Source organism: Syntrophothermus lipocalidus DSM 12680 (assembly GCF_000092405.1).
GTDB classification, from domain to species: domain Bacteria; phylum Bacillota; class Syntrophomonadia; order Syntrophomonadales; family Syntrophothermaceae; genus Syntrophothermus; species Syntrophothermus lipocalidus.
On the sequence record NC_014220.1, the window covers coordinates 2,388,702 to 2,405,559 of the forward strand.

General features: G+C 51.5%; 19 protein-coding genes. 2 read left to right on the forward strand and 17 right to left on the reverse strand.

Going from position 1 to position 16,858, the window contains the following annotated elements; translation table 11 throughout:
* Window positions 1–5: 5 nt before the first annotated feature.
* Both selA and SLIP_RS11760 read right to left on the reverse strand, forming a co-directional pair.
* Window positions 6–1,406 (reverse strand): L-seryl-tRNA(Sec) selenium transferase, encoded by a 1,401-nt coding sequence (gene selA, locus SLIP_RS11755; RefSeq protein ID WP_013176505.1) that lies wholly within the window; start codon window positions 1,404–1,406, stop codon window positions 6–8.
* Between the two features lie 96 nt (window positions 1,407–1,502).
* Window positions 1,503–2,534, reverse strand: coding sequence for a YkvI family membrane protein (locus SLIP_RS11760; protein ID WP_148216579.1), 1,032 nt, complete (start codon window positions 2,532–2,534; stop codon window positions 1,503–1,505).
* A gap of 160 nt (window positions 2,535–2,694) precedes the next feature.
* On the opposite strand from SLIP_RS11760, the gene yyaC reads away from it, so the two are divergent.
* Window positions 2,695–3,333, forward strand: a complete 639-nt coding sequence (gene yyaC / locus SLIP_RS11765) for a spore protease YyaC (protein WP_013176507.1) — start codon at window positions 2,695–2,697, stop codon at window positions 3,331–3,333.
* Between the two features lie 79 nt (window positions 3,334–3,412).
* On the opposite strand, the gene SLIP_RS11770 is transcribed toward yyaC, so the two are convergent.
* Genes SLIP_RS11770 through SLIP_RS11785 form a run of 4 tightly spaced genes read right to left on the reverse strand, consistent with a single transcriptional unit; the run spans window position 3,413 to window position 5,904 of the window.
* On the reverse strand, window positions 3,413–4,039 hold the full coding sequence (locus SLIP_RS11770) for a phosphoribosyltransferase (RefSeq protein ID WP_013176508.1): 627 nt from the start codon (window positions 4,037–4,039) through the stop codon (window positions 3,413–3,415).
* 46 nt (window positions 4,040–4,085) lie between these two features.
* On the reverse strand, window positions 4,086–4,475 hold the full coding sequence (locus SLIP_RS11775; RefSeq protein ID WP_013176509.1) for a bactofilin family protein: 390 nt from the start codon (window positions 4,473–4,475) through the stop codon (window positions 4,086–4,088).
* Between the two features lie 3 nt (window positions 4,476–4,478).
* Window positions 4,479–5,399, reverse strand: a complete 921-nt coding sequence (locus SLIP_RS11780) for a M23 family metallopeptidase (protein WP_013176510.1) — start codon at window positions 5,397–5,399, stop codon at window positions 4,479–4,481.
* A 4-nt stretch (window positions 5,400–5,403) separates the two neighbouring features.
* The gene (locus SLIP_RS11785; RefSeq protein ID WP_013176511.1) at window positions 5,404–5,904 is read right to left on the reverse strand and encodes a DUF4446 family protein; all 501 of its coding nucleotides are present in this window, start codon (window positions 5,902–5,904) and stop codon (window positions 5,404–5,406) included.
* Window positions 5,905–6,047: 143 nt separating this feature from the next.
* Here SLIP_RS11785 and larC point away from each other — a divergent pair, with 143 nt between their 5' ends.
* A complete protein-coding gene (gene larC, locus SLIP_RS11790) occupies window positions 6,048–7,250 on the forward strand; it encodes a nickel pincer cofactor biosynthesis protein LarC (protein WP_013176512.1) in 1,203 nt (400 codons plus the stop codon).
* 542 nt (window positions 7,251–7,792) lie between these two features.
* Here larC and SLIP_RS11795 read toward each other — a convergent pair.
* From SLIP_RS11795 to rpmH, 11 genes are all read right to left on the reverse strand, one after another.
* Complete coding sequence (locus SLIP_RS11795) at window positions 7,793–8,620, reverse strand: ParB/RepB/Spo0J family partition protein (RefSeq protein WP_013176513.1); 828 nt, start codon at window positions 8,618–8,620, stop codon at window positions 7,793–7,795.
* On the reverse strand, window positions 8,613–9,374 hold the full coding sequence (locus SLIP_RS11800) for a ParA family protein (RefSeq protein ID WP_013176514.1): 762 nt from the start codon (window positions 9,372–9,374) through the stop codon (window positions 8,613–8,615). Before SLIP_RS11800 ends, SLIP_RS11795 begins: the two co-directional genes overlap by 8 nt.
* Before the next feature lie 258 nt (window positions 9,375–9,632).
* Complete coding sequence (gene noc / locus SLIP_RS11805; protein WP_013176515.1) at window positions 9,633–10,475, reverse strand: nucleoid occlusion protein; 843 nt, start codon at window positions 10,473–10,475, stop codon at window positions 9,633–9,635.
* A 21-nt stretch (window positions 10,476–10,496) separates the two neighbouring features.
* A complete protein-coding gene (gene rsmG, locus SLIP_RS11810) occupies window positions 10,497–11,147 on the reverse strand; it encodes a 16S rRNA (guanine(527)-N(7))-methyltransferase RsmG (protein WP_013176516.1) in 651 nt (216 codons plus the stop codon).
* Window positions 11,092–13,023 (reverse strand): tRNA uridine-5-carboxymethylaminomethyl(34) synthesis enzyme MnmG, encoded by a 1,932-nt coding sequence (gene mnmG, locus SLIP_RS11815; RefSeq protein ID WP_013176517.1) that lies wholly within the window; start codon window positions 13,021–13,023, stop codon window positions 11,092–11,094. Before mnmG ends, rsmG begins: the two co-directional genes overlap by 56 nt.
* Before the next feature lie 11 nt (window positions 13,024–13,034).
* Complete coding sequence (gene mnmE / locus SLIP_RS11820) at window positions 13,035–14,417, reverse strand: tRNA uridine-5-carboxymethylaminomethyl(34) synthesis GTPase MnmE (RefSeq protein ID WP_013176518.1); 1,383 nt, start codon at window positions 14,415–14,417, stop codon at window positions 13,035–13,037.
* 194 nt (window positions 14,418–14,611) lie between these two features.
* On the reverse strand, window positions 14,612–15,235 hold the full coding sequence (gene jag / locus SLIP_RS11825; RefSeq protein WP_041433108.1) for an RNA-binding cell elongation regulator Jag/EloR: 624 nt from the start codon (window positions 15,233–15,235) through the stop codon (window positions 14,612–14,614).
* Window positions 15,198–15,977: a YidC/Oxa1 family membrane protein insertase gene (locus SLIP_RS11830; protein ID WP_013176520.1), complete on the reverse strand. Its 780-nt coding sequence runs from the start codon at window positions 15,975–15,977 to the stop codon at window positions 15,198–15,200. Before SLIP_RS11830 ends, jag begins: the two co-directional genes overlap by 38 nt.
* A 69-nt stretch (window positions 15,978–16,046) precedes the next feature.
* On the reverse strand, window positions 16,047–16,253 hold the full coding sequence (gene yidD / locus SLIP_RS12490; RefSeq protein WP_013176521.1) for a membrane protein insertion efficiency factor YidD: 207 nt from the start codon (window positions 16,251–16,253) through the stop codon (window positions 16,047–16,049).
* Window positions 16,250–16,588 (reverse strand): ribonuclease P protein component, encoded by a 339-nt coding sequence (gene rnpA, locus SLIP_RS11835; RefSeq protein WP_013176522.1) that lies wholly within the window; start codon window positions 16,586–16,588, stop codon window positions 16,250–16,252. Before rnpA ends, yidD begins: the two co-directional genes overlap by 4 nt.
* Before the next feature lie 42 nt (window positions 16,589–16,630).
* Window positions 16,631–16,765: a 50S ribosomal protein L34 gene (rpmH, locus tag SLIP_RS12495; RefSeq protein ID WP_013176523.1), complete on the reverse strand. Its 135-nt coding sequence runs from the start codon at window positions 16,763–16,765 to the stop codon at window positions 16,631–16,633.
* Window positions 16,766–16,858 lie beyond the last annotated feature (93 nt).

Sequence of the window (16,858 nt, forward strand, 5' to 3'; positions counted from 1 at the left end):
ACCCCTCACCCTTTCACTATCTCCCGCATTCTAGTAGCTATTAGGTCATAATCGCCCTCCAGTAAAGTGCGAACACTAAAGAGCATAGCGTTATCGCGGAGTCTGGTTAAAATTGCCGGCTCACCGAGTCTAAGAGCTCTGGCAATATTCGTTAAAACCCCATCTTCAAAAGTGACCTCTACGGCAAACCCGGGCAGCCCGTGGGTTGGATAAGCGCCCCCACCAACCCGATCCTCGGTCCTCACCACCTGAATAGTCTTGACCGGGCTGGTCGCCCCGATACTTTCTGTCAGAATCCCGCACAGCCGCTGGGCCCGGTCGTGCAACGTGTCCTCATCAACCGTCAACATCTGCAAAGTAGGAATAGTCCGGTTGGGCTTCCCCGCTAAGTACTCGACCAGGGTAGCCTCTAAGGCCGCGATCGTGAGTTTATCCACCCTAAGAGCACGCGTCAATTGGTTCCGTTTCATAGCTTCCACGTGCTGTCGCTTCCCCACAATGATACCGGCCTGGGGCCCCCCCAGCAGTTTGTCACCGCTGAAGGTAACGACGTCAGCCCCTCGGGCAATACATTCTTTCACCGTCGGTTCCCCTGGCAGTCCCCATTCTTTTAGGTCACACAACACGCCGCTCCCCAAGTCTTGAACTACGGGAAGACCAGTTTTCCTACCTAGTTCCGCCAGCTCTTCTAAGGTCACCTCAGAAGTAAACCCAAGGATACGGTAGTTGGAAGGGTGCACAGTTAGAAGCAAGGCCGTGTTCTCGTCGATTGCCTCTTCGTAATCCCTGAGGTACGTCTTATTGGTAGTGCCAACCTCTACCAACCTGGCTCCGCTGGCTTTCATCACTTCAGGAATTCGAAACGAACCCCCTATTTCTACCAGTTGCCCGCGCGATACAATCACGTCACGACCATTCGCCATCGTGTTCAACACCAGCAATACTGCGGCTGCATTGTTGTTAACCACTAAAGCGGCTTCGGCCCCGGTTATATTGATAAGCAGGTCCTCTACATGGACATACCGCGACCCTCTTTCTCCCGTGTCCAGGTCGATTTCCAGATTCACGTATGCCCCCGCAATCTCGGTCAGGTATTGCACCGCCGGGGGTGCCAGCAAAGCCCTTCCCAGATTCGTGTGCAAAACAACCCCGGTTGCATTGATTACTTTGTTGAGCGTGGGCTTGGTGACTCGATTTAGCTCTTGTTGAAGTTTAGTCACGACCATATCCGTAATCTCGAGTCGTGACAGGGAGACATTGTCGTTGCGAAGCATGGTTCTCGTGTTTTCCACTACTTCGCGTAGTTTCTTCACAACCAGTTCCCGCGAGACGGACTCTTCTATTTTCTTGACCCTCGGATCTAACAAAATCTCATCGATGGCCGGTATGTTGCGTAGAGTGTTCATAGAAAACCGTTCCCCCTCTTCACGAGACTACCCAAACATTGCCGCAACAGCCGGAATGTTCTGTCCCCGTCATAATCCTGAGCTCCTTCTTGCTCCTTATCCCTTCTGTATATCTGGACTACTTAATACCTTAACAAACCGGTATATGACCCCGGCCATAATCGATATTCCCAACAAACCGAACAAAGGATAAACCGTCCCGACCAGGGAGGCGAAGCTGCGAAACGATAAAGGTAGAGCCGCCGTCATTATCAGACAGAGGCTGGCGCTATACGGTATCCCTGTCAAGTCTGACACCCGTTGAGCCAGGCCGTAGCCGTTGGCTAGAGCCGTTGTCAAAATCCCTATCCATAAAACGCAGACGTATGCCAATTTGGCCCCGGTCCCAACTTGTCCAGCTATGAGTAGCATCGGAACCTCATAGTGCAAAACCGCGGGACTGAAATTTGATAAAGCCAGGTAATAAATACAAAGCATAAGCCCCAGGCCGAGGCCCCCGCCAATAGCCCCGGCTGTTCCGTTCCTCATGTTAACCAGCGGCTGGTACTCGGGCAAGACCGCAGTTGCCAACGCAAAATTATAGGCAACGTACAAAACCGCCGCCATCGCCCAATACTGATAGCCGAACAAGGGCGCATATGCCGCCGGTATCTGGGCATAGTTTTTCATTCCGAACGCTCCACAACCTGCTATTGATAATAATAGCAGAATTTTAATTGGAACTAAAAGATTGTAGGAAAATACCAGCCCTCGCACCCCCCCTGCTAACAACAGGATGGTTGCTAGATAGGTCAGTCCGATGCCCAGCGTTTTGTTAAGGTAGAGGTGTTCATAGAAGACAGCCCCGCTGGCAGAGAACATGGTACAAACGCCCAGGAACAAAAAGAGAGAAAAAAGCGTGTCGGTCAGCTTTCCCCACCTTGGCCCGAAAAGCGTTCTTATCACGCGTTGATATCCGTTTATTCTGGATCTATGGCAAATATAGAATAACAGGGCACCCATGGCGGCAAAAAGGGCTCCTGACAAAAGCACACCGTAAAGCCCGTACCTGTCAAACACAACAAAGAACTGGACTATCTCCTGCCCGGAGGCAAAGCCTGCCCCTACCACCGCCCCGATGTAGCCCATGGCGACCGCCCACGCTTGCCTATTGAATCCCCTCACCCCGTTTCCAAGTTCCGTCTATAGAAAATATATCTTCATCACACGCTATAAATGCCGAATAAATGGGTGGGAAAAAGGCAACAATCTGGAAAAACGGGCGCGTGGAATTATGGAATGGCGGAAGATGACGCGTGGTAGGCGAATAATTCAAACTTTCATTGAACCTGTGTTAGAAGTCCCCTTGGCGGGGACCGTAGCTGACCCTGGGATAGGGTATTCTTGGCATTTTGAGGATTCTTTATGTGCCGCGCATATTAGGGACGCGTATCTTCGACTCACCCTCGAACTAAACCCGCGCTTACGCAGAGAAGTGGTTATTCTGTGTATCGGAACGGATCGATCCACGGGAGACAGCTTGGGACCCTTGGTTGGAACCAGGCTAGTTGGACTTGGTATCCCTGGCGCGTCCGTGTACGGAACTCTTGCTTCTCCCGTACATGCGACCAATCTCGTTCAAACCCTGGCCGACGTTAATGCTCGCCATGTCGACCCTTTCGTGGTAGCTTTGGATGCTTGTTTGGGAAGAACAGACCGGGTCGGCTACATCAACGTGCGTCCCGGCCAAATCTATCCTGGCAGTGCAGTAAAAAAAGAACTCCCACCGGTTGGGGAACTGCACATCTCTGGTGTTGTAAATGTGGCTGGTTTTCTGGAACACCTGGTCCTGCAGAATACTCGTCTTCATCTAGTATACCAAATGGCGGAGGTTATTGCGGTTGGCCTATGGCAGGCTCACCGTTCCCTCTTTCCCTGCGGTGTTTGAAGACGGCGTGGCGGGCAAAAACAGAAGCTGGGGCCCCAATCTGTCTTCCCCTGTGCTGTATGAGGCGCGAAGAATTTCCTCAGATTGCCTGTAGTAAGCTTATCACTTCTTGGTCGCTCGTTGCCGAAAAATCCTCGTAAAACTGGCCCACTGCGTAGAAAACTGAGGGAACGTGCAAGCAGAACACGTCGTCGGCAAGTCTCTTGAGGGAGCTGTAGGTATCGGGAGCTGCTACCGGAGTTGCCACTGCTATGTAGCTAGCTCCCTGACGGCGGAGGTATGCAATTGCGGCTCTTACGGTAAATCCCGTTGCTATGCCGTCATCGACGAGGAGAACCCTTTTCCCTTCTATGGACAGAGCGGGCCGCCCGCCCCGGTATGCGGTTAGTCGCCAGTTTATCTCCTGGTGGACATGCTTAGCCGCTTGTTCGAACTGGTTTTTGTCGAGGTGTAGAAACATTAGCAGGTTCTCATCGACCAGTATTTCTCCGTCGGGCGTTACTGCTCCTATGGCATACTCGGGGTCGGAAGGAGACCCTATTTTGCGGGCGATCACTACGTCTAGCGGACAACCATATTTCTGAGCGATAGGATAGGCTACTACTACACCTCCGCGAGGTATTCCCAGTACCAAATCGAAGTCTGCTTCCTTTTCCCTCAGAAATTCTGCTAATTGCTCGCCGGCTTCCTTTCGATTTCGGAACATCTTTGCCTCCTCCTTTGAATGGCCTGCTTTCGAATTAAGATCGGGCTCAGGAGTCAGTCTTCGTTCCTGTTTTCTCCTTGTTGGTCCCTCGCAGCATCCGGGAGGTCCCTGTGAAGCAACCTCCTTCCTCAATAACCAGAGCCTGGCTGGTGATGTCTCCTTGTACTTCGCCCGAGGCCAATATTTCCGCCCGCCCCCTGGCGTTGATAGAACCCTCCACCCTTCCGGCAATCAGTACGTTATCGGCTTGAATATTTCCTTTGATGGTGCCCTTATCCCCGATTATGAGGTCGCCCCTCAGATCTACATCGCCTTCGATGATTCCGTCGGCGCGGATAGACCCTTCGCCGTGGAGATTGCCTTCTATCCTTAGGCGATGAGAAATAATCGTGTCAATGTCACCGAATTCGCGCTGCTTTTTTCTCTTTAACACCATGATTCATCTCTCCGTTTTTGCGAGATAGGACTCGGGGTCTACAAAACCGTTTTTGCCCTGGATAGCGAAATGGAGGTGAGGTCCGCTACTTCTTCCCGAGCACCCGACCCGGGCGATCACCTGCCCCTTCTCCACTTTCTCTCCCACCTGGACCAGTATTACTTGGTTGTGCCCATACCAGGTTACATAGCCGTTGCCGTGATCCACTTTTATGAGTCGTCCGTAAACCCGGTCAAAGCCGGCGCAGACTACCGTGCCGGACGCTGCGGCCCGGACAGGTGTGCCGCTATTGGCTGCGATGTCTAAACCGCTGTGCTGTTCAGTGCGTCTGCTAAATGGTGATTTCCTGATTCCGTAGGTAGATGTAATTTGGCCAATAACCGGCCAGGAGTTGGGACGAGCCAGGTAGTATTCCCGGTTGGCCAGGACCTGGTCTCGGAGTTCTGTTAGCTCGATTTTAGTAGTATTAAACGAGGACAGCATCCGTTCTATTTCCCGCCCCATAACTGAAGCCAAATTACCGGGATCTGACTTGCGATCTAGCATTATTCCGGACCGAGAAGGGGTTGCGCTTGAAGACGGGCGGGCTGTTCGAATTCCCATCAGGCGTTTTATCTCCGACTGCTCCCTCTCGATGTTCTCTTTTTCTTTCTCTAGTGAACGGAGTTGTTCCTGTAGCGTCATCAGTTGCTCTGTCTTGGCCTGGTTATCCTCCTTTATGGATCGTATATTTCGCATGTCGTTCCTAAACGTTACCAGGGTGATCCCCATGCAGAACAGGGAAATTATCATCGCCATCGATAGTATTGCCAAAGCCCAAGCGCCCTTAGGTGATAGCGAGAGGCGGCGAATCGGAGAGATGCTTCCTGATAGCAGTATTACAGTGATGCTGCGGTCGCGTACGGATCTTCTTCGGCGAGGCATCGCGTCATCCCCTGTTCTGAGCCATCCTCAGTACGGCCTGTTCTTCTTCACTCAATTGGTAAGAGGACGAGAAGGCTTGGACGGGTTTAGCCCATACCATTGAATACTCGCGTCCATGCAATCCCGTAATTACAGCTCCGTCTCCGCGCTCTGACAAGAGCGCTAGGGAAAAGGACAGGTCTCCCCCGACCTCGGGGAATGCCTTATACCGTATCACCCGCAGGGTACTTAGCATCGCGGGGAGACGCCCTTCGATACTTTCCACCCTTTCCTCCAAGCGATGAATTTGGCGCCGGTTTTCGTGCTCAAGCCGCCTGATTTCCTCTAGAACATCCTCTATTCCTGGCCCACAGTAGTCCTTGAATAGGGTTTCAAAGACCCTTACCCGGCGGCGGTAGGCTCTGACCTGCCAAAGGGTAATAATGTTTACCAGTATCAGTAACGCGAACAGCGCCGCGGCGATAGAAAGGCTTTGGCTGTTTAGCCAGTGATAAGCATCGAGCATTGTCGTGTCCCCCAGATAAGTTCTGATAAAATGATAGCAGGCCGCGGGGGCTTTGTAAAACCTTCGGGGAGGTTGCTGCTTTAGGTCCCGTTGTGTTAATTCGTAGTCGCCCGACATCTGACAGAAGGAAAGGGTGTTGTCGCGTGAGAATAGCCTATATTGATTGTTTTTCAGGAGTCTCGGGGGATATGTTGTTGGCCGCTTTAGTGGACTCCGGCGCGGATGTTTCTGAGGTCGAGGCCGGGATCAATTCGCTCGCAATTCCTCCGGTCTCCATTGCAACCTCTAAGGTGAGGGTCAAGGGGGTTAGTGCTACCAGGGTTTGGATAGGAAGCGAGCGTGGGGCCGAGTTTCGTAATCTGGCGAAGATAGAGCGGATTCTAAACGGTGGCAACCTGCCCGGGCCGGTGATAGCTCAGTCGCTCAAAACCTTCCGCCGTTTAGCCTTGGCGGAGGCCAAGGTGCACGGCATTCCCGTGGACGAGGTTCATTTCCATGAGATTGGCGCTTTAGATACCATAGTTGATGTAGTAGGGTGTTTTTTGGCCTTGTATCTGCTGAGGATCGACCGGGTCTTTGCCTCTCACATCCCTTGGAATCGTGGATTTGTCACGTTGGAGCATGGCACCTACCCGGTGCCTGCGCCGGCTACTGCCGAGTTGTTGCAGGGCGTTCCATGTTACGGTTGCGAGGCACCTTTTGAGCTCGTTACCCCCACCGGGGCAGCCTTGCTGCGGAGCATGGTAGAAGAATTTGGCCCCCTGCCCCCGATGTCTCCTCAGCGCTTCGGGTACGGGGCAGGACACCGTGAGAGGCCGGATGTCCCTAACGTTGTCCGGGTTGTTATCGGGGATTCCCCGTCGGAGGATGGGATTTTCACGGAACTGGTGGATATTTTGGAAACGCAAGTAGATGACATGGTTCCGGAGTTCTATTCGTTTCTGAGCGAGAGGCTGGCGGATTCGGCTGCCCTCGACTATTTTTACACCCCGGTGTACATGAAAAAGGGGCGGCCGGGCTGTTTGGTGACGGTGATTGCACCTGCGGGGCTGGGACAGGAAGTTGCTGCGTTACTCCTCGAACATACGTCTACTTTGGGTGTTCGTTGCCAGACGGTTTCTCGGGTGGTGTTAAAGAGAGAAATCATTACGGTATCCACAAGATGGGGTGAGGTCAGGGTAAAGGTGGCCTACCTTAGCGGAAGGGCTCCGAAGATATCTCCCGAGTTTGAGGATTGCCGCTCCATAGCCTTGGCGCGGGACCTGTCTTTGGATGTGGTTTATCGAGAGGCGGTGTCTGCTGCGGTTATCAGCTTGGGTTTGGCAGATAGCTCTGAAGGGGCGTAGGCAGGTTCGTGTGGTCTTGGCTTTGTCGGTAACTTTATGTGAAACAGTCTGTGAGAACGCAGCGCTGGCGCCCCCGTCCAGGGTTCCTTGCAATTGGAATTGCGGAGGCTGTACCTCCGGCAGGGGGGCCGGTGCCCTCTCCCGGGAAGGCCGTTTGTGGCGTTCTTGGAACGGATATGATGCCGTAAAATAATGCAATTATCCCCGATGTTTCACGTGAAACATTCAGCACCCTCAGCCGTAGTCCCTTCCGAAGCCCAGCGGTGCCCCCGCATAGCAACCGGAGTATATGCTTGCCACCGCGGGACACTCCGCTGCCAGCGGCTCACGAGCAATACACTCCGGGCACGCCTGCCCATATGTTACCCAATTGTTAAGCTGTTTCTATTTCTACGTCTCCAGGGTCGCTTGAAGCCTCACCTCTCGGTCCTCTCTTGCATCGCCCCGTTCCCACCGAGGCGCCTCCTCTGATTCGATGTATACAAACAGCCCCTTTTTCAGCGCTCAAAACTTCTCCCCGTTCGACCTCGGCGCCCCGCATCCTACAAATTCAGTATGTCGACTATTCTCATCAGATCCTCATCGTTATAGAAAAAAATCTCGATCCTCCCACCTCGACGGTTTCTTTTCACACTGGCCTTGGTTCCCAGCCGCTCCTGCAATCGTTCTTCCAGGTCCACCAGCTCAGATTCTCTCGGCTCATGCCTCCCCGTCTCTTTCTTCTTTACCCCCTCTACATCTCTTACAGATAGCCCAAACCGCACGATTCGCCGTGCTATCTTGACCTGTTCCTTCTCGTCCTTCGCCACACCTAAAATCGCGCGTGCGTGTCCCGCACTTAGCTCCCCTCTTTCTACCATGTCTCTTACTTCCGAACAAAGATTAAGTATTCGCAGTGCGTTCGCCACATATGATCTGCTCTTGCCAATCCTTTCCGCCAGTTTCTCCTGGGTGTACCCGTATTGTTCGATCATTTCCCGAAAGGCCAGTGCTTCTTCAACCGGGCTCAGATCCTCCCTCTGAAGGTTCTCGATAAGGGCCAGCTCTGAGGCCTCGTGTTCCCCAATTTCTCTTATGACCACAGGGATACGTTCCAACCCCACCATCCCTGCCGCCCGCAGCCGCCTCTCTCCCGCCACCACCTCGTATTTCCCAGCTTCCACGGGCCTGACGACTATGGGCTGCAGCACTCCGTGTTCCCGAATTGACGCCGCCAACTCTGCCATGCTCTCATCCTCAAACTTTTTGCGTGGCTGGCGTCCCCGCGGTTGCACGAGTCCGATATCCAACTCCAACGAATCCCGCTCGAAGTCAGATTCCTCCGTTCCAATTAAAGCATCTAAACCCCGGCCCAGCCCTCTCCTACCCACGCTCCAAAACCTCCTTTGCTAGGTCTTGATAAACCTCAGCACCCCTCGACCGCGCATCGTAAAGGACGATGGGTTTCCCGTAGCTCGGTGCCTCGCTCAGGCGCACATTTCGAGGTATAATCGTCTTATACATTTGCCTGCGAAAATGCCTCTTCACCTCATCCACCACTTGAATCGACAGGTTTGTTCGCCCATCGAACATCGTTAACAAGACTCCCTCTAGCTGAAGCCCTGGATTTATACGTTTTTTAATAAGCGTTATGGTATGCATCAACTGACTCAACCCTTCCAGCGCGTAGTACTCACACTGGATAGGTATCATAACCGAATCTGCGGCCGCCAAGGCGTTGACGGTCAGCAGTCCTAACGAAGGCGGGCAGTCTATGTAGACGAAATCATAGTTCCGTCTGATGTTTTCAAGGCCCTTCCTCAGCCTAAATTCTCGGGCATCCATTCCCGCCAATTCTACTTCTGCCCCCGCTAATTGTATCGTCGCCGGAAGTACATCCAAGTTCCTTACCCGGGTTCTTACAACTACGCCCTGCGCCGCGAGTTCTTCCATCAACACGTTGTAGATGCAGGACTGTATCTTTCGCCTGTCAATCCCTAGCCCGCTAGTAGCATTACCCTGGGGGTCAATATCCACCAGTAGAACCTTTTTCCCCTCCAAAGCCAAACACGAAGACAGGTTGACGGCCGTCGTTGTTTTCCCGACCCCACCTTTTTGGTTGGCTATCGCAATTACTCTGCCCATCCTCTCCCACATCCCTCACTCAAACGATTCCTCGCAACATGTCCCCAGCTTTCCCTTCTCGGCGCCCTCCCGGCAAAGACAACCAAACTGGCTATTAAAGTAGGAGTCCCTGCCTCTCCCTCTTGGCACCCAATCGAGTACTCCCACGCCCCGCTTACACGTCTCCTTTGCCATACCTTCTCGTAAGTCATTGATTCCATATTCGTTTCTTGTTACTTTCTTTCATCTCGCCCCTTACCTAGCCAGCCCCTAATACCCCTATCCCGATTCTCTTCTTCTCTTGGGAACTCTAATCACCAACTCGTACTCGTCTTCCCGCTCCGTTTCTAACAACACCATATTGACTCCTGCCTCACGGGCACGATAAACCGTTTCTCTAATAGTGTTAACATATATCCGCGCATCTCTGATAAACATCGATAAACTTCGTCGCTTTTCACCACCCTTTATTTCCCGGGAAATACCCTGTCTTATTTTGTCGATCAGCGCCTCGGCCTCCTTCACCGTAAGCTCTTTTTCGATAATCTTCCGAACAACCTCTACCTGCTCCTCTACACTATCCAACTTAAGCAAGGCCCTGGCATGCCTCTCGCTTACCCCTCCCTGCCTGAGCAGGTCCTGCACCTCCCCCGGCAGGCGCAACAACCTGAGTTTATTGGCTATCGCGGCCTGGCTCTTCCCTACCCGCCGCGCTAGTTCTTCCTGCGTCAGCCCAAATTCCCCGATCAAACGAGCATACGCCCTAGCTTCCTCAAGGAAGTTTAGTTCCTTTCGCTGTAAGTTCTCAATCAGACTAACGGCTGCCGCCTCTTCCTCCTCCATATCACATACAATGGCAGGTACCTCCTTCCAGCCCGCCATCATACAAGCCTTTAACCGGCGTTCACCGGCCACCAGCTGGTAGCCTTCCTTCATCTTCCGTACAATAATCGGCTGAATCACCCCGTACTCTTGGATCGACTGCGCCAAGTCCCGCAGTTCCAACTCGTCAATTGCCTGTCGCGGTTGATAAGGATTGCCCCTTATCTCCTCCACTCCGATGTTGATAACCTCCCTCCTCGCTACGCCTCTGCCTAAAACCCGCGGCAACGGCAGTTTCACCCCATCCACCCCCTCTCCATTCTACAAGGGCCTCTTCTCCGGAACCCCGATTCTCCTTGGATAGGCCTCCGGCGTCTCCTTCACCTTCTCAATCGCAACCAAGTACCTCTGCCCTCCAAGCAGGCAATAAGCCTTCAGGTCCTTTACCTGACCCCCTATTACTTCTAATGCGCGGACTGCCTCCTTCAATTCAACATTACAGTTACGTCCCTTCCAGGCCACCAATAGCCCTCCCCGCTTCAACAACGGCAAGCCGTATTCCACCAGCACATTCAACCTAGCAACAGCCCTCACCAAGACAAAATCGAACATTGCCCGGAATCCATCATCCCTTCCAATCGCCTCCACCCGTTCGGTGATTACGCTTACGTTCGGAAGATTCAACTCCCTTCCTGCCATCGTCAGAAAAGCACTCTTCTTTGAATCAGCTTCGATCAGGCAGAACTTCCCCTCCGAAAAAACTATTGCCAATACCATACCGGGCAACCCGCCACCGCTACCGATGTCGGCAACCAGCTTTCCTGTTGCATCCCAGTACCTCGCAAACTCCAGACAGTCCTCAAAGTGCTTCTCCAACTCTTCCCGCGACATCTGTTTGCTAACCAAATTGACCCTCTTATTCTCCCTCTCCAACAGCTCCTGAAACCGTCTTAACTTTCCTTCCTTCTTCATTCGCCCTGCGTTCCCTCTCCAAGTGAATCAGCAACACCGTGATGTCAGCGGGTGATATCCCGCTCATCCTCGATGCCTGCCCCATTGATTCCGGTCTAGCCGTCTTCAATTTCAACCGGCCTTCGTTCGACAACCCAACCACATCGTCGTAATCGATGTCTGGCGGGATACGTTTGTTTTCCATCCGTTCGAAGCGCTCAACCATCTCCACCTGCTTCCTTATATAACCCTCATATTTACACTCTATCTCAACCTCTTCCCTAACCTCCGGCTCGAACTCTTCCCCCACCATGGCCAACGATACCAAGTCCTCTATACTCACCTCGGGACGACGCAACAATTCCCATAAAGATACGGCCTCCCGAAGTTCTGATGTTCCCCTTTCTCGCAACAGTTTGGCAACCCCTTCGTGGCTCACCCCTACCTTGTTCCTCAAAAGCATCTCCCGCAATTCTTCCATTCTCCTAACCTTACTCCTGAAGCGAGTATACCGCTCATCGTCTACCAAACCTATATCGCGGCCTTTCTCCGTTAACCTGATATCCGCATTGTCCTGTCTTAACAGCAATCTGTACTCAGCCCTAGAAGTCATCAATCGGTACGGTTCCTCAATGCCCTTCGTAACCAGGTCATCGATCAATACCCCGATATAAGCCTCACTCCGCTTGAGAACAAACGGCTCCTTTTCCTGTACAAACAGGGCTGCGTTAATTCCCGCTATAATGCCTTGAGCCGCCGCCTCTTCGTAGCCCGATGTCCCGTTGATTTGTCCAGCCGTAAAAAGGCCCTGCACAACCCTGGTTTCCAGCGTCAGCTTAAGCTGTGAGGGTAAGACATAATCGTATTCAATAGCGTACCCGGTTCTGACTATTCTAGCCCTCTCTAATCCCGGAATACTATGCAAGACTGCCAGTTGAACGTCCTCAGGCAGACTGGTATTCAGCCCCTGGATGTACATTTCATCCGTATCCAATCCTTCGGGCTCGATAAATATCTGGTGCTGCTCTTTGTGGGCGAACCTCACTACCTTATCTTCAAAAGACGGGCAGTACCTCGGTCCTACCCCTTGAATCACTCCGGTAAACAATGGAGAACGATGCAGGTTTTCCTTGACAATCCTGTGAGTTTCTGGAGTGCTGTGAGTCAGCCAACACGATACCTGGGGTTTCTCCACCCTCGGACTCATGTATGAAAAATTCAATACTCCGGGATCTCCTGGCTGTTCCTCGGTTTTGCTGAAATCTATAGATTTTCTGCTTACCCTGGGCGGAGTACCCGTCTTAAACCTTCCCAAAACTAAACCGAGTTCTCGCAGGCTTTCTGAAAGCTTAGTCGCCGGCGGAAAAGGGTTTGGTCCCCCATCATAGGTGACATCCCCCACTATAATCCTCCCTTTTAGGTAGGTACCGGTCGTCACCACCAGGGCCTTCGTCTGGTATTTAGCCCCGGTCCTGGTCACTATTCCTTCCACCCGGCCAGCCCCAGCTAAAATCTTCACCACTTCGGCCTGTAAGATATCAAGATTTGACTCTGCCAAAAGCGTCTTGGTCATTTCCTTCTGATATCTTTTCTTGTCGGCCTGGGCCCGAAGAGCCCTCACTGCCGGTCCTTTTGCTGTATTGAGCATCCTAATCTGCAGACGAGCTTTGTCAATGTTCTTGCCCATCTCGCCCCCCAAGGCGTCAATTTCTCTCACCAACTGACCCTTGGCCGGGCCGCCCACGGAAGGATTACATGGCATTAATGCTATTCCGTCTATACTTATCGTGACTAATAAAGTCTTGCAACCCATCCGGGCAGCGGCTAAAGCCGCTTCGCACCCCGCATGTCCAGCCCCAATTACTATGACGTCATAACTTCCGGCCTGGTACTCCATTCTCCCTCACCTCACTTCCCTATACAATAATCTCTAAATATCCTCTCAATCACGTCTTCCTTTAATGTCTTCCCTGTAATCTCTCCTAGGGCTTCTAGAGCCTCCCCGATGTCGACCGCCAGGCAGTCCAACGAGGTATTTGTTTCCAGCCCAGCTAAAAAACCTTCCATTGACGTTTTAACCCGCCGAAAAGCTTCTTCCTGTCGCAAATTAACCATTATATCTTCGTCACCTGCTTCTACCTTTCCTGCCAGCACCGCCTCTTCAATCGCGGATTCCAGTTCCTCCAATCCGATTTCCTCTTTTACCGATCCTCGTACCACCGTTTGCCCAGGAAACAATCTCTCCACTTCCTCTAGGGTAACGCGTTTTTCTTCCAGGTCCTCTTTATTAACCAGCACTATTACCCTCCTGCCCGCAACCATCTTCGCAACCCTCTCGTCCTCTTCGCTTATACCAGCACCCGCGTCCAAAACCGCCAATATTATATCGGCCTCGCTGATAACCTCTTCGCTTCTCTCCACGCCAATCCGCTCCACCAAATCCCCGGTCTCCCTTATCCCTGCGGTATCCATGATATTGACCGGAATTCCCTTGACATTAATATAGTCCTCCACAATATCCCTGGTGGTTCCCGGAATGTCGGTTACGATGGCCTTCTTCTTCCGCAACAATGCATTCAAAAGACTCGACTTCCCCACATTGGGCTTACCCGCAATCACTACCTTTACTCCCCACTGGTACACCCTGTTCCTCTCTCCCGCCCTCAGTAAACCCTCTAACTCCCGTAATATCTCTTGTGCTTGCTGCCTAGCTATTTCCTCGTCAAGGTCTCCCACCTCTTCCGGAAAGTCGATACTGGCCTCAACCATGGTATTCAAACCCACTAACCTGTCCTCTAGTTCTGCTACCCGCTTTCTCAGCATCCCTTCAAGCTGCTTAACCGCCATGCTCATACCTTTTTCAGTTTTAGCCCTGATTATGTCTATCACCGCTTCAGCTTGAGAAATATCCAGCCTGCCGTTAAGAAATGCCCTCTTTGTGAACTCTCCCGGTTCTGCCAGCCTAGCCCCGTTTTCCAATACCGTTTCCAGACACCTTATGGCAGCCAATACACCCCCATGGCAGTTTATCTCTACCACGTCCTCTGCCGTATAGCTTTTTGGTCCCCTCATAACTGTGACCAAAACTTCGTCAACATGATTTCCTTTTCTGTCCACTATCCAGCCTAGCCCAAGGGTATAACCTCCTCGATCCTTCAGCCTCTTTCCCCCAGGCACGGGCCGAAATACCTTTTCTACTATGTCTACCGCTTCACGGCCGCTTACCCGAACGATGGCTATACCGCCCTCACCCAAGGGAGTAGCGATAGCCGCAATAGTATCCTCCATCATCCCATCCGTCTCCTCCTGCACATGATGACACACGCTTCCGGCGAACCCGCCGACGGCCTGACAGTTTTCTTTACTCTATATTTAAAATTTACCTAAAAAAAAGGCCTTCTATAAGGCCTTTTTCGTTCTTTTTATACACCATAGTACTACATGTACACTTTATCTTGGACTTCTCTCGGTTTCTCTCCCATCCCTCACCGCTTCAACGAAATGACGACTTTCCTATTTGGTTCCTCGCCCTGGCTAAAAGTGACTATACTCGGGTCATTTTGTAACACCGTGTGTACAATGCGCCTCTCTTGCGGACTCATCGGTCTCATCACTATGCTTTTTCGCGTGCGCTTTACCTTATCTGATAATTTCAAAGCCAGGTTTTTCAGGGACTCTTCCCTCTTTAATCTATAATCTTCGACATCCAGGACTACCCTTACTTTCTCCTGCCTGTCTTTGTTTACTATTAACCCCAAGAGAAACTGCAGCGAATTCAGGGTCTCTCCCTTCCTGCCTATTAACAAGCCCATGTCTTTTCCTACTATATTGACCCTTACCACCCCATCGTTAAACTCTGCCTTCTGAATCTCATAATCCAGCTTCATACTATTCAAAATGTTAACCAAAGTTTCTCTGACTTTTTCTTCCGGTTTTTCCCTCAAGGTCACTCTAACTACGGCCGACTTTTTGCCTATCACCCCTAGTATCCCTTTGCTCGGCTCTTCCAAAACCTCAATTACAACGTCTTCAAATTCTGCGCCCAACTCTTCCAAAGCTGCTTTCACCGCTTCATCCACGCTTTTTCCCCTTTTTTCTACGCTCTCCATCTCCATCCTTTCCTCCTTCGTCGCTCATCACACTTTCTTTCTTGCCTTCTCCCCCTGCTGCCACCACTTTTCCCCTCTCCACTCTACCGTCTGGGCTATCTTTTGTTCCCCCGCTGCGCGCATTCACCCACGCTTGCTGGGCAATGCTTAAAACGTTAAAGGTAACCCAATACAAAGCCAACCCTGCCGGCAGAGTCGCGGCCAACCACGCTATAAAAACAGGCATGACATAAAGCATGCTCTTTTGGCTCGGGTCATTCGGATCCAGGGTCGAAAGTTTCTGTTGAATGTATGTAGTTACACCCGCTAATATTGCAAAACCGTAATAAGGATCGGGTTTGCTGAGCGTTGGTACCCACAAAAAAGCCGCGTGGGCGGGCACCGTATATTTTAATTGATAGAGGGCTCGGTAAAAAGCTACCAAGATAGGCAACTGAATCAACAGAGGCAGACAACCGCTCAAAGGGCTTACCCCATGCTCTTTATACAAATCGAAGACTTCTTTTTGCATCCTCTGCGGATCTTCTTTATACCTTTCCTGCAAGAGCTTCAGCCTAGGCTGAAGCTCTTGCATTTTCCGCATCGACTTCATTTGCTTGTGGGTAAGCGGGTAAAGAAGCAGCTTTATTGCTATCGTTACCAATATAATCGCAAACCCATAATTTGGCAGACCTATTGCTACTGTTATGTGGTAAAAGCCTTGTATCAGATCAGCAAAACCCTGGACAATGCTAGACCACAAGCTTATCCCCGTCTGTCAAACCCTATCCCTTGGCTACTGTTTGACAGCAGGTTCACCTCCTTTTCTCTATCATGGAACTGGGTCAAACCCTCCTGGATGAAAAGGGTGGCACTTTGCTATTCTCTTAACCCCTAACCATACTCCCTTTAAGGCACCGTATCTTTCAATCGCTCTAATCATGTATTCGGAACAAGAAGGTACAAACCGACAACAAGGTATCTTCCCTTTGGACAATACCTGATACAGCCTTATGAGCCCGACCAATGCCCTTTTCACTTTAACAATTTGCTCCTCTTCAGCAGTCTTTCATAATCACTCTTCACGCTTGCAAAATCAGCCTCCCTGCACAGGGGTTTTACGATGACAATCACGTCATAGCCTTGCCTCAGCTTCGAATCCAAGGTTCGCGCAACTTCCCTGACCCTCCGCCTGCTTTTGTTACGTATGACTGCTTTCCCTACTTTCTTACTCGCCACAATTCCATAGCGGTTTTTTCCTGCCGCGTTTTCACCAACGTACAGTATCAAGTAGCGCCCGAAAACCTTCTTACCCTTGGAATAAACCTTCTCAAAATCCTTACGCTTTCGTAACCGTTGGTCGGACTTCAACATGTCAAACAAACCCCATAAAGCAAATGAAAGGCCGCTCCCGGCCTATGCTGTGAGTCTTTTCCTTCCTTTTCTCCGTCGTCTCGCAATAACCCTCCTACCTCCGGCACTCGCCATTCTAGTTCTGAATCCGTGAACCCGTTTTCGAACTCTCCTTTTTGGCTGGTACGTCCTCTTCATAACGCAGATTTCCTCCCTTATGTTCACCAATGCACATTTCAATTATATTTTCTCCCCCTGGGCCTGTCAAGAAAACCCCCCACCATCTTCTAA

Excerpts from the sequence above, each read along its gene's own strand:
- mnmE (WP_013176518.1), bottom strand. The coding sequence starts at position 14,417 with ATGATGGAGGATACTATTGCGGCTATCGCTACTCCCTTGGGTGAGGGC.
- selA (WP_013176505.1), bottom strand. The coding sequence starts at position 1,406 with ATGAACACTCTACGCAACATACCGGCCATCGATGAGATTTTGTTAGAT.
- yyaC (WP_013176507.1), top strand. The coding sequence starts at position 2,695 with ATGACGCGTGGTAGGCGAATAATTCAAACTTTCATTGAACCTGTGTTA.
- jag (WP_041433108.1), bottom strand. The coding sequence starts at position 15,235 with ATGGAGAGCGTAGAAAAAAGGGGAAAAAGCGTGGATGAAGCGGTGAAA.
- rsmG (WP_013176516.1), bottom strand. The coding sequence starts at position 11,147 with ATGAAGAAGGAAGGAAAGTTAAGACGGTTTCAGGAGCTGTTGGAGAGG.
- SLIP_RS11760 (WP_148216579.1), bottom strand. The coding sequence starts at position 2,534 with ATGGGCTACATCGGGGCGGTGGTAGGGGCAGGCTTTGCCTCCGGGCAG.
- SLIP_RS11770 (WP_013176508.1), bottom strand. The coding sequence starts at position 4,039 with ATGTTCCGAAATCGAAAGGAAGCCGGCGAGCAATTAGCAGAATTTCTG.
- SLIP_RS11775 (WP_013176509.1), bottom strand. The coding sequence starts at position 4,475 with ATGGTGTTAAAGAGAAAAAAGCAGCGCGAATTCGGTGACATTGACACG.
- SLIP_RS11785 (WP_013176511.1), bottom strand. The coding sequence starts at position 5,904 with ATGCTCGATGCTTATCACTGGCTAAACAGCCAAAGCCTTTCTATCGCC.
- rnpA (WP_013176522.1), bottom strand. The coding sequence starts at position 16,588 with ATGTTGAAGTCCGACCAACGGTTACGAAAGCGTAAGGATTTTGAGAAG.
- mnmG (WP_013176517.1), bottom strand. The coding sequence starts at position 13,023 with ATGGAGTACCAGGCCGGAAGTTATGACGTCATAGTAATTGGGGCTGGA.
- SLIP_RS11800 (WP_013176514.1), bottom strand. The coding sequence starts at position 9,374 with ATGGGCAGAGTAATTGCGATAGCCAACCAAAAAGGTGGGGTCGGGAAA.
- SLIP_RS11780 (WP_013176510.1), bottom strand. The coding sequence starts at position 5,399 with ATGCCTCGCCGAAGAAGATCCGTACGCGACCGCAGCATCACTGTAATA.
- rpmH (WP_013176523.1), bottom strand. The coding sequence starts at position 16,765 with ATGAAGAGGACGTACCAGCCAAAAAGGAGAGTTCGAAAACGGGTTCAC.